This is a genomic window from Isoptericola sediminis, from assembly GCF_013085345.1.
In the GTDB taxonomy this organism is placed as follows: domain Bacteria; phylum Actinomycetota; class Actinomycetes; order Actinomycetales; family Cellulomonadaceae; genus Isoptericola; species Isoptericola sediminis.
This window is the reverse complement of record NZ_JABFAJ010000014.1, coordinates 1-25,416: the sequence shown is the minus strand read 5'-3', so window position 1 is coordinate 25,416 and position 25,416 is coordinate 1. Positions and strand designations below refer to the sequence as shown.

27 protein-coding genes and 1 pseudogene are annotated in these 25,416 nt (G+C 73.2%); 15 read left to right on the top strand and 13 right to left on the bottom strand.

All coding sequences use genetic code 11. The features are described 5' to 3' along the window. Positions 1 to 11 precede the first annotated feature (11 nt). Entirely contained in the window at positions 12 to 839 is an 828-nt protein-coding gene (locus tag HLI28_RS07950; RefSeq protein WP_171246980.1) for a Bax inhibitor-1/YccA family protein, read from the top strand. A gap of 363 nt (positions 840 to 1,202) precedes the next feature. Here HLI28_RS07950 and HLI28_RS07945 read toward each other — a convergent pair whose 3' ends face one another. Then, positions 1,203 to 3,119, bottom strand: coding sequence for a glycoside hydrolase family 15 protein (locus HLI28_RS07945; protein ID WP_171246979.1), 1,917 nt, complete (start codon positions 3,117 to 3,119; stop codon positions 1,203 to 1,205). 273 nt (positions 3,120 to 3,392) lie between these two features. On the opposite strand from HLI28_RS07945, the gene HLI28_RS07940 reads away from it, so the two are divergent. From HLI28_RS07940 to HLI28_RS07930, 3 genes and pseudogenes are all read left to right on the top strand, one after another. Beyond that, a complete protein-coding gene (locus tag HLI28_RS07940; RefSeq protein WP_216077509.1) occupies positions 3,393 to 3,815 on the top strand; it encodes a YciI family protein in 423 nt (140 codons plus the stop codon). A gap of 125 nt (positions 3,816 to 3,940) precedes the next feature. Then, positions 3,941 to 5,090, top strand: a pseudogene (locus HLI28_RS07935) (RNA polymerase sigma factor). A gap of 68 nt (positions 5,091 to 5,158) precedes the next feature. Further along, positions 5,159 to 5,560 (top strand): FKBP-type peptidyl-prolyl cis-trans isomerase, encoded by a 402-nt coding sequence (locus HLI28_RS07930; protein ID WP_171246978.1) that lies wholly within the window; start codon positions 5,159 to 5,161, stop codon positions 5,558 to 5,560. A 132-nt stretch (positions 5,561 to 5,692) separates the two neighbouring features. On the opposite strand, the gene HLI28_RS07925 is transcribed toward HLI28_RS07930, so the two are convergent. After that, positions 5,693 to 6,913 (bottom strand): methyltransferase, encoded by a 1,221-nt coding sequence (locus tag HLI28_RS07925; protein ID WP_343035724.1) that lies wholly within the window; start codon positions 6,911 to 6,913, stop codon positions 5,693 to 5,695. Between the two features lie 23 nt (positions 6,914 to 6,936). On the opposite strand from HLI28_RS07925, the gene HLI28_RS07920 reads away from it, so the two are divergent. Further along, the gene (locus HLI28_RS07920) at positions 6,937 to 7,260 is read left to right on the top strand and encodes an Rdx family protein (protein WP_171246977.1); all 324 of its coding nucleotides are present in this window, start codon (positions 6,937 to 6,939) and stop codon (positions 7,258 to 7,260) included. Here the strand turns inward: HLI28_RS07920 and HLI28_RS07915 are convergent, their stop codons facing one another. Beyond that, positions 7,261 to 7,644: a DUF5997 family protein gene (locus HLI28_RS07915; protein ID WP_171246976.1), complete on the bottom strand. Its 384-nt coding sequence runs from the start codon at positions 7,642 to 7,644 to the stop codon at positions 7,261 to 7,263. Between the two features lie 52 nt (positions 7,645 to 7,696). Here HLI28_RS07915 and HLI28_RS07910 point away from each other — a divergent pair, with 52 nt between their 5' ends. Continuing rightward, a complete protein-coding gene (locus HLI28_RS07910) occupies positions 7,697 to 8,587 on the top strand; it encodes a LysR substrate-binding domain-containing protein (protein WP_343035723.1) in 891 nt (296 codons plus the stop codon). A gap of 63 nt (positions 8,588 to 8,650) precedes the next feature. On the opposite strand, the gene HLI28_RS07905 is transcribed toward HLI28_RS07910, so the two are convergent. From HLI28_RS07905 to HLI28_RS07890, 4 genes are all read right to left on the bottom strand, one after another. Beyond that, positions 8,651 to 9,010 (bottom strand): DUF5655 domain-containing protein, encoded by a 360-nt coding sequence (locus HLI28_RS07905; protein ID WP_171246975.1) that lies wholly within the window; start codon positions 9,008 to 9,010, stop codon positions 8,651 to 8,653. Positions 9,011 to 9,078: 68 nt separating this feature from the next. After that, positions 9,079 to 10,632 carry an ATP-dependent DNA ligase gene (locus HLI28_RS07900; protein ID WP_171246974.1) on the bottom strand — a complete coding sequence of 518 codons (1,554 nt, stop codon included), beginning with the start codon at positions 10,630 to 10,632 and terminating at the stop codon, positions 9,079 to 9,081. An 88-nt stretch (positions 10,633 to 10,720) separates the two neighbouring features. Further along, positions 10,721 to 11,392, bottom strand: coding sequence for a peptide-methionine (S)-S-oxide reductase MsrA (msrA, locus tag HLI28_RS07895; RefSeq protein ID WP_171246973.1), 672 nt, complete (start codon positions 11,390 to 11,392; stop codon positions 10,721 to 10,723). A gap of 149 nt (positions 11,393 to 11,541) precedes the next feature. Further along, positions 11,542 to 13,131 carry a Na+/H+ antiporter gene (locus HLI28_RS07890; RefSeq protein WP_171246972.1) on the bottom strand — a complete coding sequence of 530 codons (1,590 nt, stop codon included), beginning with the start codon at positions 13,129 to 13,131 and terminating at the stop codon, positions 11,542 to 11,544. A gap of 112 nt (positions 13,132 to 13,243) precedes the next feature. On the opposite strand from HLI28_RS07890, the gene HLI28_RS07885 reads away from it, so the two are divergent. The 3 genes from HLI28_RS07885 to ilvA all read left to right on the top strand — a co-directional run bounded on the left by HLI28_RS07885 (position 13,244) and on the right by ilvA (position 16,433). Beyond that, positions 13,244 to 13,855: a YdeI/OmpD-associated family protein gene (locus HLI28_RS07885; protein ID WP_171246971.1), complete on the top strand. Its 612-nt coding sequence runs from the start codon at positions 13,244 to 13,246 to the stop codon at positions 13,853 to 13,855. Positions 13,856 to 13,934: 79 nt separating this feature from the next. Continuing rightward, a complete protein-coding gene (locus HLI28_RS07880; protein ID WP_343035722.1) occupies positions 13,935 to 15,161 on the top strand; it encodes an AI-2E family transporter in 1,227 nt (408 codons plus the stop codon). Between the two features lie 51 nt (positions 15,162 to 15,212). Beyond that, complete coding sequence (gene ilvA, locus HLI28_RS07875) at positions 15,213 to 16,433, top strand: threonine ammonia-lyase (RefSeq protein ID WP_171246970.1); 1,221 nt, start codon at positions 15,213 to 15,215, stop codon at positions 16,431 to 16,433. A 118-nt stretch (positions 16,434 to 16,551) separates the two neighbouring features. Here the strand turns inward: ilvA and HLI28_RS07870 are convergent, their stop codons facing one another. The 5 genes from HLI28_RS07870 to HLI28_RS07850 all read right to left on the bottom strand — a co-directional run bounded on the left by HLI28_RS07870 (position 16,552) and on the right by HLI28_RS07850 (position 20,229). After that, a complete protein-coding gene (locus tag HLI28_RS07870) occupies positions 16,552 to 16,956 on the bottom strand; it encodes an ectoine synthase (RefSeq protein ID WP_171246969.1) in 405 nt (134 codons plus the stop codon). Between the two features lie 50 nt (positions 16,957 to 17,006). After that, positions 17,007 to 18,308, bottom strand: coding sequence for a diaminobutyrate--2-oxoglutarate transaminase (ectB, locus tag HLI28_RS07865; protein WP_370375399.1), 1,302 nt, complete (start codon positions 18,306 to 18,308; stop codon positions 17,007 to 17,009). Between the two features lie 99 nt (positions 18,309 to 18,407). Further along, positions 18,408 to 18,947, bottom strand: a complete 540-nt coding sequence (gene ectA / locus HLI28_RS07860) for a diaminobutyrate acetyltransferase (protein WP_171246968.1) — start codon at positions 18,945 to 18,947, stop codon at positions 18,408 to 18,410. Between the two features lie 198 nt (positions 18,948 to 19,145). Then, positions 19,146 to 19,628 carry a transcription elongation factor GreA gene (gene greA, locus HLI28_RS07855; RefSeq protein WP_171246967.1) on the bottom strand — a complete coding sequence of 161 codons (483 nt, stop codon included), beginning with the start codon at positions 19,626 to 19,628 and terminating at the stop codon, positions 19,146 to 19,148. 163 nt (positions 19,629 to 19,791) lie between these two features. Further along, the gene (locus HLI28_RS07850) at positions 19,792 to 20,229 is read right to left on the bottom strand and encodes a DUF4307 domain-containing protein (protein WP_171246966.1); all 438 of its coding nucleotides are present in this window, start codon (positions 20,227 to 20,229) and stop codon (positions 19,792 to 19,794) included. A gap of 53 nt (positions 20,230 to 20,282) precedes the next feature. Here HLI28_RS07850 and mca point away from each other — a divergent pair, with 53 nt between their 5' ends. The 3 genes from mca to HLI28_RS07835 are packed head-to-tail and all read left to right on the top strand — an operon-like array spanning position 20,283 to position 22,404. Further along, the gene (mca, locus tag HLI28_RS07845; protein ID WP_246246538.1) at positions 20,283 to 21,182 is read left to right on the top strand and encodes a mycothiol conjugate amidase Mca; all 900 of its coding nucleotides are present in this window, start codon (positions 20,283 to 20,285) and stop codon (positions 21,180 to 21,182) included. Continuing rightward, on the top strand, positions 21,179 to 21,565 hold the full coding sequence (locus tag HLI28_RS07840) for a hypothetical protein (RefSeq protein ID WP_171246965.1): 387 nt from the start codon (positions 21,179 to 21,181) through the stop codon (positions 21,563 to 21,565). The genes mca and HLI28_RS07840 overlap by 4 nt, the downstream gene beginning before the upstream one ends. Next, positions 21,562 to 22,404: a carbon-nitrogen hydrolase family protein gene (locus tag HLI28_RS07835; protein WP_171246964.1), complete on the top strand. Its 843-nt coding sequence runs from the start codon at positions 21,562 to 21,564 to the stop codon at positions 22,402 to 22,404. The genes HLI28_RS07840 and HLI28_RS07835 overlap by 4 nt, the downstream gene beginning before the upstream one ends. Positions 22,405 to 22,410: 6 nt before the next feature. Here HLI28_RS07835 and trhA read toward each other — a convergent pair whose 3' ends face one another. Continuing rightward, positions 22,411 to 23,193, bottom strand: coding sequence for a PAQR family membrane homeostasis protein TrhA (trhA, locus tag HLI28_RS07830; protein WP_425483386.1), 783 nt, complete (start codon positions 23,191 to 23,193; stop codon positions 22,411 to 22,413). 209 nt (positions 23,194 to 23,402) lie between these two features. Between trhA and HLI28_RS07825 the strand changes: the two genes are divergently transcribed. The 3 genes from HLI28_RS07825 to HLI28_RS07815 all read left to right on the top strand — a co-directional run. Beyond that, the gene (locus HLI28_RS07825) at positions 23,403 to 24,164 is read left to right on the top strand and encodes an isoprenyl transferase (RefSeq protein ID WP_171246963.1); all 762 of its coding nucleotides are present in this window, start codon (positions 23,403 to 23,405) and stop codon (positions 24,162 to 24,164) included. Positions 24,165 to 24,207: 43 nt separating this feature from the next. Then, positions 24,208 to 24,690, top strand: coding sequence for a MarR family winged helix-turn-helix transcriptional regulator (locus HLI28_RS07820; RefSeq protein ID WP_171246962.1), 483 nt, complete (start codon positions 24,208 to 24,210; stop codon positions 24,688 to 24,690). Positions 24,691 to 24,712: 22 nt separating this feature from the next. Further along, the coding region (locus HLI28_RS07815) for a glycerate kinase (RefSeq protein WP_343035721.1) at positions 24,713 to 25,416 on the top strand (704 nt) is incomplete at its 3' end.

The following is a 25,416-nucleotide window of genomic DNA, read 5'->3' as shown; positions in this document are numbered from 1 at the left end:
AGGAGGAGTTCATGAGCAACCCCGTCTTCTCGAACAGCGACGTCTTCGGCGAGCCGCGCCGCACCGGGCGTGGCGGAGCCGCCACGGCCGCACGCCCGGCGCAGTACGGCGCCTACGGCGCCCAGGCCGCCGACGCCGCGTCCCTGCAGAACATGTACGAGGCGCCGTCCGCGACCCCCGTGGACACCCAGCGCCTGACCTACACCGACGTCATCATGAAGACCGGCGGGCTGCTCGCGCTGCTGGTCGTCGTGGCGGCGGCGACCTGGTCGATCGCGCCCGGACTGTGGATCGGCGGCATGATCGTCGGTCTCGTGCTCGGCCTGGTCAACGCCTTCAAGAAGAACCCGAGCCCCGTGCTCATCACGCTGTACGCCGCCGCGCAGGGTGTGTTCCTGGGCGGGATCTCGAAGTTCTACGAGTCGTGGCAGGACGGCGTGGTCCTCCAGGCGGTCCTCGCGACGCTGTCGGTGTTCGCCGTGGCGCTGTTCCTGTACAGCTCGGGCAAGGTGCGCGTCACCCCGAAGTTCACGCGGTTCCTGCTCATCGGCATGGTGGGCTACCTCGTGTTCTCCCTGGTCAACGTGGTCCTGGTCTGGACCGGCGTCCTCGAGGGCTGGGGCATGCGCGGCGGCACGATGGGCATCGTCGTCGGCATCATCGCCGTGGTCCTGGCCTCGATGTCGCTGATCATGGACTTCGACTTCATCAAGCGCGGTGTCGAGCAGGGCGTCCCGGCGAAGTTCGCCTGGTCGGCGGCCTTCGGCCTCATCGTCACGCTCGTCTGGCTGTACCTCGAGCTGCTGCGCCTGCTGGCGATCTTCAACAGCGGCGACTGACCAACGCGCGTCGGCCCGCGCCGACGCGCTGGACGTCCGACGGCCGGGCACCCTGCACAGGGTGCCCGGCCGTCGTCGTCCCACCTCCACGAGTCAGTACGGATCGGGCCGGGTCAGAACGGATCGGGCCGGGTCAGTACGGATCGGGCCGGGTCAGTACGGATCGGGCCGAGTCAGGACGCGGGTCCGGGCGCGAACCCGTCGCTCGGCGGGTTGACTCGCCGCAGACCGCCCTGACCCGCGGGAGATCGTCCTGACTCGCCGCAGACCGCCCTGACCCGCGGGAGATCGTCCTGACCCGCGGGAGATCGTCCTGACTCGCGTGAGGTCGGTCTGACCCGCGCAGGCCGGTGCTGGTTCGCGTCAGGCGCGGCTGGGGGTGCGGAACGCCCGGTGGTCGCCCGGGTCGTCCTCCGCGCGGATCACGTGCATGACGGCGTTGATCAGGGCCAGGTGCGTGAACGCCTGCGGGAAGTTGCCCAGGTGCCGTCCCGTGCGCGGGTCGAGCTCCTCCGCGTACAGGTTCAGCGACGATCCGAAGGACAGCAGCCGTTCGCACAGCGTGCGGGCCTCGTCGATCTCGCCGATCTCGCACAGCGCCGAGACCAGCCAGAACGAGCAGATCGTGAAGGTGCCCTCCTCGCCGTCCATGCCGTCGTCCGTGTCGTCGGTGCGGTAGCGCAGGACCAGCCCGTCCTCGGTGAGCTCCTCGGCGATCGCTCGCACGGTGGCGCGGACGCGCTCGTCGTCCGGCGGCAGGAAGCGCAGCAGCGGCACCAGCAGCAGCGAGGCGTCCAGCGAGTCGTCGCCGTAGCGCTGGGTGAACACGCCGCGCTCGTCCACCCCCTTGGAGCAGATGTCGGCGTGGATCTCGTCGGCCAGCTTCTGCCACTGCTCGGCGAAGTCCGGCTCGTCGTACAGCCGGGCCAGGCGCGCACCGCGGTCGAGCGCCACCCAGCACATGAGCTTGGAGGACGTGAAGTGCTGCGGCTGGCCGCGCACCTCCCAGATCCCTCGGTCGGGCAGGTGCCAGTGCTTGGCGGCCTCCTCGACCTGCCGCTTGAGCACCGGCCACAACGCCTCCGGCAGCTGCTCCCGGTTGCGGGTGTGCAGGTAGACCGAGTCCAGCACGGCGCCCCAGACGTCGTGCTGGCTCTGGTCGTACGCGGCGTTGCCCACCCGGACGGGTTGCGCCCCCTCGTACCCCGTCAGGTGGGTGAGCTCGGTCTCCTTGAGCTCCTCCTCGCCGTCGACGCCGTACATGATCTGGAGCTGCTTGTTGTCCTGGCAGGCGTCCTGGATGAAGGCGAAGAAGTCGTTCGCCTCCCGGTCGAGCCCGAGCGTGTACAGGCCCCACAGGGCGAACGTCGAGTCGCGGATCCAGGCGTACCGGTAGTCCCAGTTGCGCTCGCCGCCGGGGGTCTCCGGCAGCGACGTCGTCGCGGCGGCCAGCAGCGCGCCCGAGGGGGCGTAGGTCAGGCCCTTGAGAGTGAGTGCCGAGCGCTGCAGGTAGATGCGCCAGGGGTGGTCGGGGAAGAAGCCCTGGGTGATCCAGTCGCGCCAGAACTGCTCGGTCCGCCACATCTTCTCGGCGGCCTCGTCGAACGACGTGGGCGCCGGCAGCGGTGACCAGGCCAGGGCGACGAAGTGGGTGTCGCCCTCCTCCATCCGGGTGCGTGCCTGGGCGCGACGGCCCTCGAGCCCGAACCGCAGGCTGGAGCTGAGGCGCAGGTCCGGGTTCGCGTCGCCGGTCCGGGCGGTGACGGAGGAGTAGCCCTCGTCGATGTACTCCCAGTCCGGCTCGTAGCGCGCGTAGTCGGACATCGGCGAGCACACGACCTCGAGGTCGACCTTGCCGGAGACGCACTTCACGGTGCGCAGCAGCACGTGCTCGGCATCGTGGTCGGTCGGCGTGCGCCGGTGCGTCTGCGACCGCTCGTGCAGGTTGTGCCACGGTCCCATGACCATCGCGTCGCGCACGACCAGCCAGCCGGTGCTCGTCTGCCACGTCGTCTCGAGGATCAGGGTGCCGGGGATGTAGCGGCGCGCCACGGGGACGCGCACCCCGTGCGGCCCGACCCGGAAGTGGCCGGCCCCGCGGTCGAGCAGGGAGGTGAAGACGCTGGGGGAGTCGGGGCGTGGAACACACATCCACTCGACCGCTCCGCTCGGCGCCACGAGGGCGTTCGTCTCGCAGTCGGACAGGAACGCGTACTCCGCGATCGCGGGGAACGTGCTGCGTCCGTCTGTCGGCGGTGGTGCCTGGGCATCGAGCGTCATGGACCCAGAGTGCGTCGCCCCGGGGGCGGTGCGCCACTTCCCCCTGTGCTGGAGCGAGAAGATTCACACAGTTGTGACGTGTCGGAAAGACGTTCCCGGCGGGCTCCCGGAGCCCGGAGTCTGCGGAACCAGGGCTGTGACCTGGGTCGATGCGGCGCGATCGGAAGAATCGTCGCCGATCTGCCGTGCCGTGTCGATCCTGGGGTGTCCCGTTCGACCTGGGGGTGAGAAGGTCTCGGACAAGAGGCCCGGACATCGGAGGAGATGAGGGACATGACCAAGTACATGCTGATCATGCGCGGCACCGACGAAGGTCGGGCGGACTTCGAGGAGATGGACTTCTCCGAGGTCATCGCCGCCATGGGGCGCTACAACGAGTCGATGATGGACGCCGGTGTGCTCGTCGCCGGCGAGGGACTCTCCGACGCCTCCGAGGGCGCCGTCGTCGACTTCTCCACCGAGACCCCCGTCGTCACCGACGGCCCGTACGGGGAGACCAAGGAGCTGTTCAACGGCTTCTGGATCCTCGACGTCGCGGACGTCGCCGAGGCGGTCGAGTGGGCCAAGCGGGCCCCGCTGAGCGGCCCGGGCACGAAGCTCGAGATCCGTCGGGTGACCGGCGAGGAGGACTTCCCGGCCGACAACGAGTGGATCCAGAAGGAGAAGGAGTGGCGTCGCCGGCTCGGGACGAAGTGAGCCGTCCGCTCGGGGACGAGGGCAGTGCTCCGGTGCCCGACGACGGTCCTCCGGACGCGCGCCGCGGTGTCGGGGCCGACGGCGGTCCCGACACCGCGCGGCGCGCCGTCGAGGCGACCTGGCGCATCGACGCGCCACGGATCGTCGGTGCCCTGGCCCGGTACACGGGTGACTTCGCGCTCGCCGAGGACGTCGCCCAGGAGGCGCTCGCCGAGGCCCTGGTCGCCTGGCCGCGCGACGGCCGCCCCCGCGACCCCACGGCGTGGCTGCTCACCACCGCTCGTCGCCGCGCCGTCGGGCGGCGAGGAGCCGGACCTGCTGTGGGACCCGGACCGGATCGAGGACGACCGGCTCGCGCTGATCTTCACGGCCTGCCACCCGGTGCTGTCCACGGAGGCGCGCGTGGCGCTGACCCTGCGCGTCGTCGGTGGCCTGTCCAGCGACGAGATCGCCCGGGCGTTCCTGCTGCCACGGGCGACGGTCCAGGCGCGCATCACCCGGGCCAAGAAGACGCTGGCGGCGGCCCGGGTGCCCTTCGAGGTGCCGCCCGCCGCGGACCGCACCGAGCGCCTGGGCTCCGTGCTCAGCGTGGTGTACCTGATCTTCACCGAGGGCTCCACGGCGTCGGCCGGGGAGGACTGGATCCGCACCGACCTCGCCCGCGAGGCGATCCGGCTCGCCCGGGTCCTGGAACGTCTGGTGCCCGACGAGCCCGAGGCGTCCGGGCTGCTGGCCCTGCTCGAGCTGACGGCGGCGCGGTTCCCGGCCCGCACCGGCCCGGGCGGGGAGCCGGTGCTGCTGGCCGACCAGGACCGTCGTCGCTGGGACGCCGGGGCGATCCGGCGCGGCCGGGCGGCGCTGGCCCGGGCGGCCGGAGCCGGGCGGGGTCTGGGTCCCTACGGTCTGCAGGCCGCGATCGCGGAGCAGCACGACACGGCGCCGTCCGTCGACGCCACCGACTGGGACCGCATCGTCGTGCTCTACGAGGCCCTGGGCCGGGTCGCGCCGTCGCCGGTCGTCGAGCTCAACCGGGCCGTGGCGGTGTCGATGGCGTCCGGGCCGGCCGCCGCGCTGGAGATCGTGGACGACCTCGCCGCCCGCGAGGTGCTCACCGGGACCTACCTGCTGCCCAGCGTCCGTGGCGAGCTGCTGACGCGCCTCGGCCGGCGGGTGGAGGCGCGGACCGAGCTGGAGCTGGCCGCCCGGCTGTGCGGCAACGAGCGCGAACGCGGAGTGCTCGAGGCCAAGGCCGCGGCGTTGGACGGGCCGTCGTAGGCTGAACCGTGACTCGCCGACCGGCGCACCGCCGTCGGCTCCCCTGCACCCGACCGTGAGGTACCACCATGACCACGCTGCCCACCGCCACCGGTTCCTTCGGCGACAAGCCGCAGATCACCTTCCCCGAGGGCGACGCCCCCGCCGGCCTGCAGGTCCAGGTGCTCGAGGAGGGCTCCGGCCCCGTCGTCGACGCCGGCCGCACCATCGTCGTCAACTACTACGGCCAGACCTGGGGCGGGGAGATGTTCGACAACTCCTGGGACCGCGGGCAGACCATCGACTTCCCGATCGGCGTCGGCGCCGTCATCGGCGGCTGGGACAAGGGCCTCGTCGGCCGCAACGTCGGCGACCGCGTCCTGCTGTCGATCCCGTCCGAGCACGGCTACGGCCAGCGCGGCGTGCCGCAGGCCGGCATCCCCGGTGGCGCGACCCTGGTGTTCGTCGTGGACGTCGTCGACGTCAAGTGAGCTGACCCGGACGCGCGGAGGGCCGCTCCGCAGGGTCGCGTTCACGGGCGCTGGGCGCCCTGCACTTCGCGTCTGACGACCCTGCGGAGCGGCCCTCCGCGCGTCTGCCGGCGTACCGGACCAGGACGCCGGTCAGGGCTTGCGGGAGCGGGTGACCGTGAAGCGCGGGTCCTGGGCGACGTGGTCCGTGGGGCCGACCGCGCGCCCGATCGACCCGCGGTAGCGCAGCCGCGTGTTGTACACGCACCACAGCTCCCCGCCCGGACGCAGGATCCGGCCCGCCGTGGCGAACATGCGGTACGCCGCCTCGGTGCTCATCGCAGCACGGTCGTGGAAGGGCGGGTTGAGCAGCACCACGTCGGCGCTCTCGTCCGGGAGCGTGGCCCCGGCGTCGTCCCGGGTGACCACGCCCGTCACGCCGTTGGCCGCCAGGGTCTCGCGCGCCGACGCCACCGCGGCGGCCGACCGGTCGGTCGCCACGACCCGCGCCTGCGGGTAGCGGTGGGCGAGCACCACCGACAGCAGCCCGGTGCCGCACCCGAGGTCGACCGCGTCGTGCACGCGCGCGGCGGCGGGCCAGTACCCGGCGGTGCTGAGCAGGAACCGGCTGCCGTGGTCGAGGGCGGCCCCCGCGAAGGTGCCGCCGTGCGCCACGACCTCGATCCGGTCCGGGGCCGCGCCGCCGTCGGTCGGGGACGCCGCCGCGAGCAGCTCGGGGTCGGTCAGGTGCTCGTGGACCGGGTACAGCGGGTCGGCCGTCCGGGCCTCCGGGCGCGGGCGAGACGCCACCAGGGCGCGGGACTTGCTGCGCGCCAGGGTGGCGCGGACCTCGGTGAACCGGTCGCCGAGCACGTCGTTCATCGCGCGCGTCATGTGCTTGAGGCGGCCGCCGGCCAGCAGCGTGACGTCGTCGGCGGCGTACCGGGCGACGGCCTCGACGGTCTCGGTGAGCTCGGCCAGGGCCTTCGGCAGCTGCAGCAGCACGATCCGGGCGCCGTCCAGGAGCTCGGGTCCCAGGGTGTCGTGGATCGTCACCCGGCCGCTGACCTCGGTGCTCTCCTGGTGGAGGTGGTGCCGCACGGCCTGCTCGGCGTCGAGGGCGTCGGTGTGGACCCGCACGTCCGGGGCTCCGAGCGCCAGGGCGCCGAGGGTCAGGGCGCCGAACCGGTCGCCCACGACGACGACGTCGCCCGGCCCGGCGCCGGTGATCGCCGCGGCGGCCTCGGCGAGCAGCAGCCGGTCGGTGGCGTCCACCGCGACCGGGCCGTCGGCGCGGGTGCCGTCGTCGGGCCAGGGCACGAGGCGGTCGAGCACGGCGGTCACGGTCGGGGGCAGGTCGGCGGGGGATGTCACGGCACCGACCGTAGTCTGGGCGCATGACCGAAGCCACGTCGTCGGACGCCCGCGTGACCATCACCTACTGCACGCAGTGCCGGTGGTTGATGCGCGCGGCGTGGGTCGCCCAGGAGCTGCTCCAGACGTTCCGCACCCGGCTCGGCGAGGTGGCCCTGGTGCCGGGCACGGACGGCGTGTTCCGCGTGGAGCTGGTCCGGTCACCGGGCGAGGAGCCGATGCTGCTGTGGGACCGCAAGGCCGAGGGCGGATTCCCGGAGATCCCGCCCCTGAAGAAGGCGGTGCGGGACGCCGTCGCGCCGGACATGGCGCTGGGGCACACCGACCGGGTCGCCTCCCGCGACTGATCAGGACTCGCGCTTGCGCTCCGCGGCGACCCGCTCCTCCTCGGCGCGGACCTTCGCGGCGGTCTCGCGCTCCTGGACCAGCCACGCCGGCGGGTCCTCGCGCAGCTCGTCGATCTGCTCGGTGGTCAGCGGCTCGGTGATGCCTCCACGCGCCAGCCCGCCGATGGAGATGCCGAGGCGGCCGGCCACGACCGGGCGCGGGTGCGGACCGTTGCGGCGCAGCTCCTCGAGCCACTCCGGCGGGTTCTGCTCGAGCTGTTCCAGCTCGGCGCGGGTGATGCCCTTCTCCTGGAACTCCGCCGGTGTGGCGGGCAGGTAGACGCCGAGGCGCTTGGCGGCGTTCGTCGGCTTGAGGACCTGCTGGGAGAAGGGTGTTCCGGCCATGCGCCCAGGGTAGTCGGGCGGGCCGCGTGCCGCCGCACCGTAACCTGGCCACGTGAGCGAGGACACCCGGCCCGAACGGCCCGACGACGGCGACCCCAGCGTGGACCCGGGCCCGCGGTTCCGCCTGGGGTTCGTCCCGGGTGCGACCCCGGGCAAGTGGGCCCGCACGTGGGAGCAGCGTCTGCCGCGCGTGCCGCTGGACCTCGTCGCGGTGGAGTCGGCCGACGCCACGACGGCGCTGCGCGAACGGACGGTGGAGGCCGCGATCGCCCGGCTGCCTGTCGACAAGGACGAGTTCCACGCCATCGCGCTGTACGACGAGGTGCCGATGGTGGTGGTCTCCCGGGACCACCTGCTGGCCGCCACCGAGGAGTCCGAGCACGTCACGCCCGCGGACCTCGCCGAGGACGTGCTCTGGGTGCCGGCCGACGACGTGCTCTTCACCGGGGACGAGCCCCGGCCCGGCCGGGCGCCGGAGCCGTACGACGACGGCACCGGGACCCTGGTCACGCCGGCCCCGGCCACGACGGCGGAGGCGATCGCCTGGGCCGCCACCGGCAGCGGCGTGGTGGTCGTGCCCATGTCCCTGGCGCGGCTGCACCGGCGCAAGGACGTCGTGCGCCGGGTGCTCGACGAGGGGCCCGAGGCACCGGTCGGCCTGGTCTGGCTGCGGGACGGTCTGTCCGAGGAGACCGGTGAGCTCGTCGAGGAGATGGTCGGCATCGTGCGCGGCCGCACCGCCAACAGCTCCCGCGGCCGGGCGGGCGAGTCCGCGCGAGCGTCCACGAAGGCCGCTAGCGGCAGGAAGGCCTCCGCCGGGGCCGCGAAGAAGTCCGGGCAGCCCGGGGGGCGCGGGGGAGCGCCGGGCGCTCGCCGTGGAGCGCCCCCGGGCGGCCGCCGCGGCCGTGCCGGCGGGTCCAAGGGGCGGGGCAAGCGGCGCTGAGCGCCGACCGCCCGGTCACGTCGTCTCGTCGCGACAAGTGCATGCGGGCAGGCCGAGCCGTGGTCACGAACGGGCGGCGGCGTACGCCGCCGCGATCCAGGTCTTGACCTGATCATCGATCTCGCTCGTCCCGTGCAGCTCGAGATGATGCAGGAAGCCCCCGGACCGAGGCCCGACGATCTCCTTCCACCGCGGGTCGGCGTCGCGCCACGGGAGGACCACGGAGAGCACGAGCGGCGCTGCGCGCTCTCCCAGGTACTGTCCGGGAGCCCAGGCGAGCGCAAAGGTGCGGCGGTCCCGAAAGGCCACCTGGCTCACGGACGCACGCTCGGTGACCGGCCCCAGCTTGAGGATCACCCGGCGCAGCTCGTCGAAGAGCGCTCGAGAATCCTCGTGTGCGGCGAGGTACTCGGCCAGGTCCATGGGCAGCATCGTGCGGACGGACGTCGTGCCACCGCAAGCCGGAGGACGACCACCGTGACCCCGGAGGGTCAGCGCAGGGAGCGTACGGCGTCGATCGTGTCGGCCTCGGCGGCGGTCTTGTCGTCGCGGTACCGCACCACCCGGGCGAACCGGAGCGCGACACCGCCGGGGTAGCGGGTGGAGCGCTGGACGCCGTCGAAGGCGATCTCGACGACCTGCTCGGGGCGGACCCGCACCACGTAGCCGTCGGTCGGTCCCTCGGCGATCTCGGTGAACCGTTCCGTCTGCCAGGCGAGCATCTCGTCGGTCATCCCCTTGAACGTCTTGCCGAGCATGACGAACCCGCCGCTCTCCGGGTCGCGCGCCCCGAGGTGGATGTTCGACAGCCAGCCCTGGCGGCGTCCGGACCCCTGCTCGACGGCGAGCACCACGAGATCGAGGGTGTGCCGGGGCTTGACCTTGACCCAGGCGGCCCCGCGCTTGCCCGCGGCGTACGGGGCGTCGAGGTCCTTGACGACGAGGCCTTCGTGGCCGGCGCCCACGACCTCGTCGAAGAACTCCTGCAGGGCCCCGGCGTCGGCGTCGACCAGACGGGGGACGACGGCGTCGGCCGGGACGGCACGGTCGAGCGCGGCGAGGCGCTCGCGGGCCGGGGCGTCGACCAGGTCGGCGCCGTCCAGGTGCAGCAGGTCGAAGAACCGGACGGTCAGCGGCAGGCTCGACGCCGGGTCGGCCTCGTGGGTCCCGGTGCGGGACGCCGTCTCCTGGAACGGGCGGGGGCGGCCGGCGTCGTCGAGGGCGAGGGCCTCGCCGTCGAGCACGGCGGCCTCCACGTCCAGGGAGCGGGCCAGCGTGACGACCTCGGGCAGCCGGTCGGTGATGTCGTCGAGCGAGCGGGTGAACACGGCGACGTCGTCGCCGGTGACGTGGACCTGTACGCGGATGCCGTCGAGCTTCACGTCCGCGGCCACGGCGGTGTCGGCGAAGCGCTCGGCGGCCGCGCCGACGTCAGGCGCTGACGACGCCAACATCGGGCGGACCGGCCGCCCGACCTGCAGCCGGAAGCTCTCCAACGCCGACGCACCTCCGGTCAACGCGGCGCGGGCGATCGGTCCGGACACCGCGGAGAACATCGCCGCGCGACGGACGGCCTTGACGGGCACGTCGGCCGCCGCGGCGATGGCGTCGAGGAGGAGCGAGTCCAGGGCGCCCTGGCGCAGCTCGCCGCGGAGCAGGCCGGACAGGAACCGCTGCTCGTCGGCGGTGGCGCGGGAGAACAGCTCGGTGAAGGCCTGCGAGCGCGCCGTGTGGGAGCCCGCGCCCTCGAGGGCCTGCATCGCGGACAGGGCGGCGTCGACCTCGACGGGGGTCAGCGTGGCGGCCTCCGCCGCAGGCGGCAGGTCGGCGAGGGTCCGCCAGCCGACGCCGGTGCGGCGCTGCCGGGGGCGGCCGGACAGGTAGGCGGCGACGATCTCGATCTCGTCGGCGTCGTCACCCTCCGGCGCCGTCGCGGGCGGGGGAGCGGCGTCGCGCAGTGCCGCGGCCAGCAGCTCGCGCTTGCGCAGGCGGGAGCGCGTCGCGGCGACCGCGGCGTGGGTGCGGACGAGCTCGTCGAGCAGCACAGGTCGATCGTCGCAGCCGACACCGACAGGCGCGCGGCACGACGGCCCGCCCCCTCGCCGGAGGGGACGGGCCGTCGTGGCGGTGGTCTCAGGCGGCGTCCGGGAACGGCACCCCGGTCGTCGCGTGGCAGCGGTAGCCGTGCGGGTTCTTCGCCGGGGACAGGTACTGCTGGTGGTAGTCCTCGGCGTAGTAGAACGGCCCCGCCTCGGCGGCGGGCCGCATCTCGGTGGTGATCGGGTCGTAGCCCCGCGCGGCCAGCACCTCGGCGTAGCGCTCCGCCGTGGACCGGACCGCCTCGGCCTGCTCCGGCGTCGTCCAGTAGATCGCCGAGCGGTACTCGGTGCCCACGTCGTTGCCCTGGCGGAAGCCCTGCGTCGGGTCGTGCCGCTCCCAGAAGATCCGCAGCAGCTCCTCCTCGGACACCTTCGCCGGGTCGTAGGCGACCATCGTGGTCTCGGTGTGGCCGGTCCGCGCGGTGCAGACCTCCTCGTAGACGGGGTTCGGCGTCGTGCCGCCCATGTAGCCGACGGCGGTGCTCACGACCCCGGGGACCTGCCAGTAGATCTCCTCGGACCCCCAGAAACAGCCCATCGCGACGTACAGCACGCGGGTGCCGGGCTCCCACGGGCCGACGATCGAGGTGCCCAGCACGGTGTGCGGACGCGGCGCGGCCAGCACCGGCGCCTCCCGCCCGGGCAGCGCGTCCTCCGGGGCGACCATCGTCGTCTTGCCGGCGCCGAACAGGTACTCGAAGATCATGGTTCCTCCTGACTCGGGCGGGTCTCTCCGCCCGATGGCGACAACGCCGGACCGGCGGTGCGTGTTCCGTCCGCTGCGGGCATGAAAGCTGCAGCTCTGGACCGGTCCACGACGGCAGATCTCATGCCCACGACGCCGGGGGCTCGGGGTCAGTCGAGGTCGCGCACCGCGCGGGCCTCGACGTCCGCGAGGACCTCGTCCGCCACCTCCGGGCTGACCAGACCCTCGTTGCGTGCGCGGACGCAGACGTCGCGCTCCACCTCGACGGCGTCGTGCAGCAGCGCGTCGACCTGCTCGCCGTAGTGCTCCGTGCCGTCGCCCTGGGCCCGCGCCCGGGCCAGCGCCCGCTGCGCGGTCAGGTACCCCTCGTACTGCAGCGCGACCGCCTCCCTGACCGGCGCGGGGACGTCGGACCGGACGCGGACGGCCTCCAGCGCGGCCACCGTCGCGTCCTCGCGCAGCCGGGCGACCTCCGCCGCCTCGTCACCCGTGCGGCCCACGCCGAGACGCCGGACCACCGGCGCCAGCGTGAGCCCCTGCAGCACGAGGGTCGCCAGCACCACGACCAGCCCGACGAACACCACCGTGTCCCGCATCGGGAAGTCCCCTCCGGAGTCCACGACGTGCGGCAGCGCGAGGGCGGTGGCCACCGTGACGACGCCGCGCATCCCCGCCCAGGAGACGACCGCCGTCTCCCGACGGGTGAAGGCGCCGACGCCCGTGACGTCCGCGGGTGCCCCCTTCGCCCCCGCCCGTGCCTCCATCCCGCGCTCCAGCCACAGCAGGGCGGGGAACATCCAGGCGAACCGCACCACGACCAGGACGGCCACCACCGCGAGCGCCAGCGGCAGCGCGGTCGACCAGACCGGGTCGCCGTCCAGCACGGACGTCAGCTCGAAGCCGATGAGCACGAACACGACCCCGGTGATCAGGTAGTCGGCGTAGTCCCACACGGCCCGACCGAGCAGCCAGCCCCCGGAGGTCACCGACGCGTGGGACACGGACCGCAGCACGAGCCCGAGCGTGAGGACCGCCAGCACACCCGACCCCAGCAGCTCCTCGGCCACCAGGTAGGCGGCGAACGGCAGGGCGATGGTCACGGTCGTCTCGGCGGCAGGCACGTGCAGGCGGCCGAGCACCAGGTGCCCCAGCCAGCCGCCGGCCACGCCCACCGCGACCCCCACGACGACGGCGAGGAGCAGGTCGAGCCCGACCTCCCCGGCCGTCACGGAACCGGCCACGACGGCGGCCACGGCGACGTGGTACATCACCAGGGCGGTGGCGTCGTTGAACATGCCCTCGCCCTCGAGCACGGTCACGACCCGGCCGGGCAGGCGCAGCCGCCGGGCCACGGCGGTCGCCGCCACCGGGTCCGGCGGCGCGACGATCGCCCCCAGCACCCACGCGACCGGCCAAGGGACACCGGCGGCGTGGGCGACCACGGCGACGATCCCCGCCGACGCGATGGTCAGCCCCACCGCGGTCAGGAGGATCGGCCGGGACTGGCTGCGGAACTCCCGCACCGTGGACCGCTGCGTGGCCGCGAACAGCAGCGGCGGCAGCACCACCGGCAGGATGAGGTCGGGGGAGAGCCGCAGGGCCGGCACGGCCGGGAACAGGGGCAGCGCGAGGCCGAACAGCGTGAGCAGCACGGGCAGCGGGACGCGGACCCGGTCGGCGAGCGGGGTCAGCACGACGACCCCGGCGACGATGACTCCCCACAGGGCGACCGACGACATGTGGTGTCTCCCGGGTCGGCGACGACGGACGTGGACAGTCTGCCCGTCGCGGGACTCCGGCGCGCGAGGGCCCGCCGCCCGCGAACGCCGACGCGTCGGTACCGTGGCATCCATGGCCACCGAGCCCAGCGACCCGCTGCTCCTGCCGGACGCCGCCGCGTGGCGGGCCTGGCTCGACGCCCACGAGGACGACACACCCGAGGGCGTCTGGGTCGTGCTCGCCCGCAAGGCCCGTCCGGCCCCCACCTCGCTGACGCGTGACGAGGCGCTCGAGGAGGCGCTGTGCAGCGGCTGGATCGACGCCCAGGCCCGCTCGCGCGACACCGACACCTCCCTGCAGCGCTACTGTCCCCGCCGTCGGCGCAGCAGCTGGTCCGCGCGCAACCGGGAGATCGTCGACCGGCTGGTCGCCGAGGGCCGGATGCGTGCCCGGGGCCAGGCGGAGGTCGACCGGGCGCGGGAGGACGGTCGATGGGAGGCGGCGTACGGCGGTGCCGCCACCCTGGAGGTCCCGCCGGTGTGGAGCCGGGCGTTGGCGGCGAGCCCTCGGGCGACGGCCGCCTGGGAGCTCCTCACGGCGCAGAACCGCTCCGCGATCCTGCACCGGCTGGCCACGGTGGTCCGGGACGAGACCCGGGAACGCCACGCCGCTCGGTTCGTGGCCATGCTGGAGCGGGGCGAGACGCCCCATCCGCAGCGGCGAGGGACGCTCCCCGCGGAGTGACCACGGCCACCCCGACCTGCAGGGGGACGCCGGGCCGATCACCGGGCGGTCGCGCCGGGAGCGGCCTAGGGTTGAGGCCGTGACGAGCCCGGGGGGAATCGAGAGCAGGGACGGCGACGCCGTCCCCGCCAGCGTGCGGGTCGCGGCGGCCTGGTCCTGGCGGCTGCTGCTGATCGCGGCCGCCGTCGCCGGCCTCGTCTGGCTGCTGGCGCAGCTCAAGACCATCGCCGTGCCCGTGGCCGTGGCTCTGCTCGTGACGATCCTGCTGCGCCCCATGCGTCGGATGCTCGAGAACGTCGGGGTCCCGCGCGGAGCGGCCACGGCGCTGTCGATCCTGTCGTTCATCGCCTTCGTCGTCGGCCTGGTCGTGCTCGCCGGCTCCCAGATCGTCACCGGGTTCCAGGACCTGTGGGACCAGGCGACGCAGGGCTTCCAGGAGTTCCTCGACTGGCTGTCCACCGGGCCGCTCGGCATCGACTCCCAGCAGCTGTCCGACTACACCAACCAGGTGCAGGACCTCTTCGCGAGCCAGAGCTCCAACCTCATCTCCGGGGCGCTGGGGGCCGCGAGCACCGTGGGCCACGTGCTGGTCGGCTTCATCATCGCGATCTTCTGCACGATCTTCTTCCTGCAGGACGGGCGGTCCATCTGGGCCTGGATCGTCAACCTGCTGCCCCTGCCCGCCCGGGAGAACGTCCACCAGGCCGGCCGGCGCGGCCTGGTGACGCTGTCGTCCTACGTGCGCACCCAGATCCTCGTCGCCCTCGTCGACGGCATCGGCATCGGCATCGGCGCCGCCTTCTTCGTGCCCTCGCTCGCGCTGCCGATCGGCACCCTGGTGTTCGTCGGCTCGTTCATCCCGATCCTCGGCGCCATCGTCACAGGTGCGATCGCGACCGCCGTGGTGCTCGTCGCGCAGGGATGGGTGGCCGCCCTCATCATGCTCGGCATCGTGCTGCTCGTGCAGCAGCTCGAGAGCCACATCCTGCTGCCGCTGCTCATGGGCCACGCCGTCTCGCTGCACCCCGTGGCCGTGATCATCGTCGTGGCGTCGGGGACCCTCGTCGCCGGGCTCATCGGTGCGCTCTTCGCGGTCCCCCTGGCCGCCGTGCTCAACACCGTCGTGCAGTACCTGCACGGCCACGACAAGTTCCCCGAGCTCGGCACCGAGGACCACGTGCCCCTGCTGAGACGGGAGGCCCTCGCCGAGCTGCCCGGCACGCTGCTGTGGTCCAACCGGGGCAACCGGGACACCTCCGAGGGTCGCGACGACGCGGGCCCCGGACCGGGTGCCGCCGGCCCCTGACGTGACCTGCGACGTCGTGGATCACCCCGTGGTCGTCGCATACTGGGGCACGTGAATTCACCGACCCCCCTGGACCGAGTGACCCTCGCCGACGTCAAGGCAGCCGCCGAGCTGCTCGACGGGGTGGTGACGCGAACCCCGGTACACCCCTTCCGGGCGCTGACCCAGCTCGCGGGCGCCGACGTCGTCCTCAAGTGCGAGAACCTGCAACGCGCCGGATCGTTCAAGATCCGCGGCGCCTACACCCGGCTCAGCCGGCTGACCCCCGAGGAGCAGCGCGCCGGCGTCGTCGCGGCCTCCGCCGGCAACCACGCCCAGGGCGTCGCGCTCGCCGCGCAGATGCTGGGCATCCCGGCGGTGGTGTACATGCCCGTCGGCGCGTCCGTGCCGAAGCTGGAGGCGACGCGCGGCTACGGCGCCGAGGTGCGCCAGCTCGGCGAGTCCGTCGACGAGGCGCTCGAGGCGGCCCGCGAGGAGTCCGCTCGCACCGGCAAGGTCCTCATCCACCCCTTCGACCACGCCGACGTCGTCGCCGGGCAGGGCACCGTCGCCCTGGAGATCCTCGAGCAGGTGCCCGACGTCGGCACGGTCGTCGTGCCGCTCGGGGGCGGCGGGCTCGTCGCCGGTATCGCCACGGTGCTGGCCGAGGTGGCCCCGCACGTGCGGGTCGTCGGCGTGCAGGCGGCCACGGCGGCCGCCTACCCCGCGTCCCTGGCGGCCGGCCGGCCGATCGCCGGCCACCTGGAGTCGACGATGGCGGACGGCATCGCCGTCGGGATGCCCGGCGAGGTGCCGTTCGAGGTGCTGCACCGGCTCGGTGTCGAGGTGCGCACGGTCACCGAGGCCGAGATGTCCCGCGCGCTGCTGCTGGTGGCCGAGCGCGGCAAGCTCGTCGTCGAGCCGGCGGCCGCTGCCGCCGTCGCCGCGGTCGCCGCCTCGCCGGGCGCCTTCACCGGGACGGTGGTGCCGGTGCTCTCCGGCGGGAACATCGACCCCCTGCTGCTGCAGCGCGTCGTCCAGCACGGGCTCGTGGCGGCCGGTCGCTACCTGCAGATCTCGGTCCGGCTCGACGACGAGCCGGGCGCGCTGGCGTCCCTGCTGGAGACGGTGGCGGCCGCCGAGGGCAACATCGTGCGGGTCGACCACCGGCGCACCGACACCACGCTCGAGGTGTCCGAGGTGCTCGTGACCCTGCAGCTGGAGACCACCGGCCCCGAGCACTGTGCCGCGGTGCTCGACCGGCTGCGCCGGGACGGCTACCAGCTCACCTGACGGCGCCGGCCGCCCGGGCACCGGGCGGCCCGCCGTCGCACGAGAACGACCCCCGCGGTCCGGGCCGACTCACCGGAGTCGGTCGCGGACCACGGGGGTCGTCCACGTGGAGCGGGGGTCAGCCGGCGGCGGACTCCGGCTCGGTGATCAGCGGGTACACGCCGTCCGCGTCGTGCACCTCGCGGCCGGTGACCGGCGGGTTGAACACGCACACGCACGTGATGTCGGTCTTCGGCCGCACCTTGTGCTTGTCGTGGTCGTTGAGCAGGTACAGCGTGCCCGGCTTGAGCTCGTGGATCTCACCGGTGGCGAGGTCCTCGATCTCGCCCTCGCCCGAGGTGATGAAGACCGCCTCGTAGTGGTTGGCGTACCAGAAGTAGTTGTCCGTCCCCGCGTACAGCGTGGTCTCGTGGACGGAGAACCCGACACCCTCCTTGGCCAGGATGATGCGCTTGGAACGCCAGTTCTCGGTCTTGATGTCGGCGTCGGTGTCGGTGATCTCGTCGAGCGTGCGAACGAGCATGGAGCCTCCTCGAAGATGTGGTCGGTGGTCGGACGACGGGGCCGGGCGGCTCAGGCGCCCAGGGCCTCCGTGATGGCCTCGTCCAGGATCGTCAGACCCTTGCGCAGCTCGTCCTCGGTGATCGTCAGCGGCGGCAGGAGCTTGACCACCTCGTCGTCGGGACCGGAGGTCTCGACGAGCATGTGGCGCTCGAACGCGCCGGTGGTCACCTTGTCGGCCGTCTCGCCGTCGGGGAACTGCAGACCGCGGGCCAGGCCGCGACCCTTGCTGACCAGGTCCAGCTTGGGGTAGCGGGCGACGATCTCGTCGAAGAAGCCCTCGATGATCTTGCCCTTGGCCAGCACGTCCTTCTCCAGGGCGTCGTCCGACCAGTAGGTGCGCAGGGCCTCGGAGGCCGTGGCGAACGCCGGGGCGAAACCACGGAACGTGCCGTTGTGCTCACCCGGCTCGAAGATGTCGAGCTCGGGACGCACGAGCGTGATCGCCAGCGGCAGGCCGTAGCCGGAGATCGACTTCGACAGCGTGATGATGTCGGGGACGATGCCGGCCTCCTCGAAGGAGAAGAAGCCGCCGGTGCGCCCGCAGCCCATCTGGATGTCGTCCAGGATGAGCAGGATGCCGTGACGCTTGCAGAGCTCGGACAGGGCGCGCAGCCACTCGGCGCGTGCCGCGTTGATGCCGCCCTCGCCCTGCACCGACTCGACGATGATCGCCGCGGGCTCGTTGAGACCGCTGCCGGAGTCGCCGAGCAGGCGCTCCAGGTAGGCGAAGTCGTCCTCGGCGCCGTTGAGGTAGTCGTCGTACGGCATCGGGGTCGCGTGCACCAGCGGGATGCCGGCGCCGCCGCGCTTCATCGAGTTACCGGTCACCGACAGGGCGCCCAGCGTCATGCCGTGGAAGGCGTTGGTGAAGTTGATGACGGACTCGCGCCCGGTCACCTTGCGGGCGAGCTTGAGCGCCGCCTCGACGGCGTTGGCGCCACCCGGGCCGGGGAAGATGACCTTGTGGTCCAGACCGCGCGGCTCGAGGACGTGGGAGTTGAAGGTCTCCAGGAACTCACGACGCGCCGTGGTGAACATGTCCAGCGAGTGGACCATGCGGTCGTCGGCGAGGTAGTCGATCAGGACCTTCTTCAGCACCGGGTTGTTGTGCCCGTAGTTCAGCGAGCCGGCGCCCGCGAAGAAGTCCAGGTAGGCCGTGCCGTCTTCGGCAAAGACCGTCGCGCCGGTCGCGCGGTCGAACACCACGGGCCAGGCACGGGAGTAGCTGCGGACCTCGGACTCGAGGGCCGAGAAACCCGTGGGGTCGTCGTGGGAGGACGCGTCGGGGGTCGGTGCGGACAGGGTTGTCACGGAGGACACTCCTTCGATGATGCGCGCCGGTGCGGTGAAAGAAGGGACAGGACTGCGTCGTCACCTGCGCGCCGAACCGGCGCAGTCCGAAGTGGTGGGTCAGCGGAAGCCGTCGATCACCAGCAGGGGCTCGGCCTCGTGGCCGTCCGGGAAGTGGTGCGCCTCGAACCCGGTGACCTCGCGCAGGGTCCCGCCCCGCTGCTCGGCCCACCGCTGGAAGACGCGGCGGGAGGACTGGTTGTCCTCGGTCACGGTGGTCGTCAGGGAGGTCACCTCGGGGTGGGCGTCGATCACGGCGTCGATGAGGCGGCCGGCCAGGCGGTGGCCTCGGGCCCGCTCGTCGACCGCGACCTGCCACAGGAAGTAGCGGGTCGGGTCGGCCGGCAGCCGGTACCCGCTGACGAAGCCGACGACGTCGTCACCCATGAGGGCGATGCGACAGGTGTCGCCGAAGTGGTCGGCCAGCAGCAGGTAGGCGTAGGAGGAGTTGAGATCGAGCTCCCCGGAGTCCCGCGCGACGCGCCACATGGCGCCGCCGTCGGAGACGTCGGGGCGTCGGATCGTCAGGGTGGGCTCGTCAGCCCGCGAGGCCGTGTCGGCGGTCGCGGGCGCGTTCGGTCCTGTCTCTGGGATCGTCATACCGTACTCAACCATAGACAGATCATCGGCAAAATCTCACGCCGGTCCTACCGGACGATGAGTCCGGAACCCGAGGTCAGGGCGCGACGGCGCTGGTCGGCGCTGCACCGGGCGCACATGTGTGGATACGGTGAGAGGTCGGCCGGACGGCGGCGACGACGTCGATCGACGCCGTCGCCGCCGTCCCGCCGGGTGGCGTCAGCCCGAGAACGGCGTGGCGGAGACGATCCGCACGGGGATGTCGCGGCCGTTCGGCGCGGTGTACGTCGCGTCGTCGCCGACCTTCTTGCCGTCGATGGCGGCACCCAGCGGCGAGGTGGGGGAGTACACGTCGAGGTCGGTGGTGTCCGCGATCTCGCGGGAGCCGAGCAGGAACGTCATCTCGTCCCCGGCGACCTCGGCGGTCACGACCATGCCGGCCTCGACGGTGCCGTCGTCGGCGGGCCGGCTCACGGCGACGTGGCGCAGCTTCTCGGTGAGCTCACGGATGCGCGCCTCGTTCTTCGCCTGCTCCTCGCGGGCGGCGTGGTAGCCGCCGTTCTCCTTGAGGTCACCCTCGTCGCGGGCCGCGGCGATCCGCTCGGCGATGGCGGTGCGCGCCGGGCCGGAGAGGTGTTCCAGCTCCGCCGTCAACCGGTCGTGAGCTTCCTGGGTGAGCCAGGTGACGTTGGTCTCGGTCACGTGGGCTCTCCTTTCTGGTGCTCGTCGGTGCCCGGCGCGCGCCGCGCGTTCGTCCGGCCGACGGACGTCGGCACGCGCGTCGGCTCGTGCTGGACTTCGTGTGAAACGTCCAGGATACCGGACGTCGGCGTCCGGCGGGTGGCGCGACGCGGCCCCGGAGGGTTCAGCCGCCGGTCGCCGTGCACCCCGCGACCACGGCGGACGTCGCCTCCTGGGAGGTGCCCACGGTGACCTCGTACGCGCTGGTCCGGGTCTCCGCCGGGCCGACCGGGACGTCGAGCGTGCCGACCTGGGCGTAGCTGGGTGCCAGGGCCTCCACGGTGCAGGTCGCGGTGGTCCCGACGGGCATGTGCACCTGGAAGGTGACGGCGACCTCCTCGGGTCCGAGCACGTCGAACCCGACGACGTCGTGGGCGACCGGGTCGCTGCGCTGCTGCAGCATCGCGAACCAGGCCGTCAGGGCCACCGCCGCCGCGAGGGCCACCGCGATCGCGACCCGGGCGCCACGACCGAGGGTGCCGCCCCGGGGCGCCGGGCCGCCGGCCGGGCGCGCCGACCCGTACCGGTCGGTGGGGACGGCAGGTTGCTGCGGCTCGCTCATGCCACCATTGTCCCTGACGACCGCGGACGCCCCGCACCACCCTGGGAGGACTCTTGACCGGCGAGCCACTGCGCCTGATGGCGGTGCACGCGCACCCTGACGACGAGTCGAGCAAGGGGGCCGCGACCACGGCCCGCTACGCCGCCGAGGGTGTCGAGGTGCTGATCGTCACCTGCACCGGCGGCGAGCGCGGCGACGTGCTGAACCCCTCCTTCGAGGCTCCCGAGGGGCACGAGTTCGAGTCCGTCGAGGGTCGCCTCGCCGTGCGCCGGCTGGAGATGGCGGCCGCCGCGGAGGCGCTCGGCGTCCGGCAGCACTGGCTGGGGTTCGTCGACTCCGGCCTGCCCGAGGGCGACCCGAGGCCCCCGCTGCCCGAGGGCTGCTTCGCCCTGGTCCCGCTCGAGGAGGCGGCGGCACCGCTGGTGGAGCTCGTGCGCGAGTTCCGGCCGCACGTGATGACGACCTACGACCCCTCGGGCGGCTACCCGCACCCGGACCACATCAAGTGCCACGAGGTGTCGGTCGAGGCCTACCGCGCCGCCGGTGACGCCGACCGGTACGTGGTCGAGGGCGGTGCCGAGGCCTGGGCGCCCGCCAAGCTCTACTACAACCACGGGTTCTCCCTGGACCGTCTGCGTGCCGTGCACGAGGCGATGGAGGGCGCCGGGCTGGAGTCGCCGTTCGGCGACTGGATCGAGTCCCGGGCCGCCCGCGAGATCCCGGAGCGGGAGGTGACCACGCGCATCGAGGTCGCCCCGTACTTCGCCCGGCGTGACGCCGCGCTCACCGCGCACGCCTCGCAGATCGACCCCGACGGCTTCTTCTTCGCGGTGCCGCGGGACATCGAGGCGGACGTGTGGCCCACCGAGGAGTTCGAGCTCGCCGACTCCCGGGTGCCCACCGACCTGCCGGAGACCGACCTGTTCGCCGGCCTGCGCGAGGAGTCCGCATGACGACGAGCCTGATGACCACCGTGCTGGCCGACGTCACCCCGGGCCCGTCCCCGAGCCCGACGGCCCGGGTGCTGGAGGACTGGGAGGTGACCCCCGGGCTGGAGGGGTTCCTGGCGACCTTCGCGGTCGCCGTCGCCGCCGTCCTGCTCTTCCTCTCGCTGAGCCGGCACCTGCGCAAGGCGGACACGTACGCGCGCGACCACGGCATCGAGGTCCCGGAGCGACGCAGCATCGGCATCCGTCGTGGCGCGGTGGACGACGGCGGGTCGTCCGCGGTCACCCCCACCTCGCCCGACGTCGGACCCGCGCCCGGGCAGCGGGACGACGACCCCGGCGAGCCGGGGACGAGCGGGTCGCCGGACGGCGGCCGGGAGCCGCGATGACGGTCCGCGTCACGGTCGCGCAGGTCACGGTCGCCGACGACCACGAGGCCAACCGCTACCTCGTGGCCGACGCCTTCGCGCAGGCCGCGAAGGTCGACGCCGACCTGCTGCTGCTGCCCGAGTACTCCTCCGGCTACCACCGGTCCGGGGTGGGCATCGAGCACGCCGAGGAGCTGGACGGTCCGTACGTGACGCTCCTGCGCCGGCGGGCTGCGGAGACCGGGGTGGCCGTGATCGCCGGGACGACGCTGCCGGGTGACGACCCCGCGCCGGACGGCGGACCCCGCAAGGGTGTCAACGCACTCGTCGCCGTCGACGGTGCCGGCGAGCTGGTGGGGGTGTACCGCAAGGTGCACCTGTACGACGCGTTCGGCACCCGCGAGTCGGACCGGCTGCAGCCGGGGCCCGTGGACGCCGAGCCGTTGACGATCCGCCTCGGCGACCTGACCTTCGGCGCCATCACCTGCTACGACCTGCGGTTCCCCGAGTCCGCGCGCCGGGTGGTCGACGCCGGCGCCGACGTGCTCGTGGTGCCCGCCGCCTGGGTGGCGGGACCGCTGAAGGCCGAGCACTGGCGCACGCTGCTCACCGCCCGCGCGATCGAGAACACGGTCGTCGCGATCGGGGTCGGCATGGCGGGCAAGGGGGTCACGGGGCGGTCGGTCCTCGTCGGCCCGGACGGCGTCGTCGGGCTCGAGCTGGACGAGACGCCGCAGCTGCGCACCGTGGACCTCGACGCCGACGAGCTGGCGAAGGCCCGTGCGGCCAACCCCTCGCTGGCGAACCGGCGCTACACCGTCGTCCCCCGCGAGGACCGAGAGTCCTCGCGGGAGGGGTGAGTCGTCTCAGACGGCGAGCGAGGCGAGGAAGATCGCCACGGTGTGGCAGGTGAACCCGACCACCGTCAGCACGTGGAAGATCTCGTGGAACCCGAACCAGCGCGGCGACGGGTCGGGGAACTTCGTGCCGTAGACGACCGCCCCGAGGGTGTAGGCCAGACCCCCGCCGGCGACCAGCCAGACGACGGCCGGTCCGCCCGCGGCGCCGAACTGGCCGAGGTAGGCGACCGCCACCCAGCCCAGCGCGACGTAGACCGGCACGTAGAGCCAGCGGGGCGAGTTCATCCACAGCACCCGGGTCAGGAGGCCGGCGATGGCGCCGCTCCACACGATGGTGAGCAGGACGGTGGCGTCGCGCGGGTCCAGGAGGGCGACCGCGAGCGGGGTGTAGGTGCCCGCGATGATGAGGAAGATGTTCGCGTGGTCCATCCGGCGCAGCGCCGCCTCGACCGGCGGTGACCAGTTGCCCCGGTGGTAGACCGCGCTGGTGCCGAACAGCAGCAGGGCGCTCAGGCCGAAGACCGCCGCGGCGACCTTGCCCGCCACGGGCTCGGCCAGCACGACCAGCACGATGCTGGCGGCCAGCGCGAACGGGGCGGTGACGGCGTGGATCCAGCCCCGCAGCTTCGGCTTGAGGCGGCGCGCCTGGGTGGTGGCACCGGTCGCGACGGTCTGCACGACGTCGGAGACGGTCTGACGCGCGTCGTGCGCGGCGCCCTTGGCCGCGGACCCGACGTCGGCAGGGTCCGGGACGGTGATGCGCCGCTCGTGCGGGGCGGATCCGGTCACGAGTCCTCCTTGCTGGGACGACAACCTACGGTTCCGTAGGTTACGCCAGCGTAGGGGTGCTCCGCCATGATCCCGACCGGGAGTCTGTGAAGATCGTGCGACGACTCCGCGCGTGCTTCCCGCCCGCCTCGATCCGTTGCTTCCGGCGACGTCCGGCGGCGGTACCGTTGTCCCGGTTCGTCCACCCCCGAGCACCCGTGAGGATCTGCGTGCGTCTGCCCCATCCGCTGTACCGGCTGTACGAGCGTCGGCTCTCGGCGTCGCTGCCGCCCGCGCAGATGCCGCGGCACGTCGGCGTCATCCTCGACGGCAACCGCCGGTGGGCGAAGTCCTTCGGGGAGACCGCGGCCACCGGGCACCGGCGCGGCGCCGACAAGATCGCCGAGTTCCTGGGCTGGGCCGAGGAGCTCGGCATCGAGGTCGTCACCCTCTGGATGCTGTCCACCGACAACCTGGCCCGGTCCGAGGGCGAGCTGGCCGACCTGCTGGACATCATCTCCGACGCCGTGCGCGACCTGGCCGAGACCGGGCGGTGGCGGCTGCGCATCGTGGGCCGGCTCGACCTGCTGCCCGAACGTCTCGTGCGCACCCTGCGCGCGGCCGCCGCGGCGACCGCCGACGTCGAGGGGCTGCACGTCAACGTCGCCGTCGGGTACGGGGGCCGCCACGAGATCGCCGACGCCGTCCGGTCCTACCTGCGGCTCGAGCAGGAACGCGGCACGACCCTGGCCGAGCTGGCCGAGCGGCTCGACGTCGAGGACATCGCCGCCCACCTGTACACCAAGGGGCAGCCCGACCCCGAGCTCGTCATCCGCACGTCGGGCGAGCTGCGCGTCGGCGGATTCCTCATGTGGCAGAGCGCGCACAGCGAGCTGTCGTTCTGCGAGGCCTACTGGCCCGACTTCCGCCGGGTGGATTTCCTGCGTGCGCTGCGCGACTTCTCCCGCCGTGAGCGCAGACTGGGGCGGTGAGGACGCGAACCGGCCCCGGCGCCGGGACTGGAGGTCGGACACGATGACGACGCACGCGGTGCCCGGGTCGGCCCGGCGGGCGGCGGAGACCTGGGAGGCGCTGTTCCGTGCCCAGGTCACCCTGATGCGGCGGTTCCAGGCCGACGAGGTCTGGGTCGAGCTCTCGCTGCGCGAGTACGACGTCCTGTTCACCCTGTCCCGCTCGGACGACGGCACGATGCGCCTGCGGCAGCTCAACGAGAACGTGCTGCTGGCCCAGTCGTCCCTGTCGCGGATGGTCGAGCGGCTCGAGGCCCGGGGGCTGCTGTGCCGGTCGGTGCCGGAGGACGACGCGCGCGGGACCCTCGTCGGGCTCACGGACGCGGGCCGCCGCCTGCAGCGCCGGGTGGGTGCGCGGCACGTGCGGGCGATGGACCAGTACGTCGGAGGTGCCCTGGACGCCGAGGAGCAGGCCGAGCTCGTGCGGTTGCTGACGAAGCTGCGGGCCGCGCAGGCCGACATCCCCGACTGGACACCTCACGGTTGACCAGGGTCGATATTCTCGCCGGGTGACACCGTCGACACCCGCCGACCCGCCCCTGGCAGCCGAGCGACCGCACGTGGTGCTGGCGCCCGACGCGTTCAAGGGGACCCTGGACGCCACCGAGGTCGCCGTCGCCCTGCGGGACGGCGTGCTGGCCGCGGCTCCGGAGGCCCGGGTGACCTCGCGCGCCATGGCCGACGGCGGGGAGGGCACGCTGGACGCCCTCGTGGCCTCCTGGCAGTCGGCCGTGCGCACGGTGGAGACCGTCGACGCGATCGGTCGCCCCACCGCGGCGCGGTGGACCGTCTCCCCGGACGGGCTGATCGGGGTGGTCGAGCTCGCCGAGGCCAGCGGGCTGCCCCGGGTGAGCGACGAGCCGCTCCAGCCCCTGCACGCGAGCACGCGCGGGACGGGTGACGTCGCCGCGGCCGTCCTGGACGCCGGGGTGCACGAGGTGCTCGTGTGCCTGGGTGGTTCCGCCTCGACCGACGGCGGCGCCGGGATCCTGACCGGGCTGGGCGCCCGGCTGCTCGACGGCGAGGGTCAAGTGGTCCCCGACGGCGGCGAGGGCCTGGCCCGGGCGGCCGCGATCGACCTGTCCGGGCTGCACCCGCGCGCCCGCGACGTGCGCTGGCGGCTGGCCGTGGACGTCACGAACCCGCTGCTGGGCGAGCACGGTGCCGCGGCGGTCTTCGCCCCGCAGAAGGGGGCGGGCCCGGGTGAGGTGGC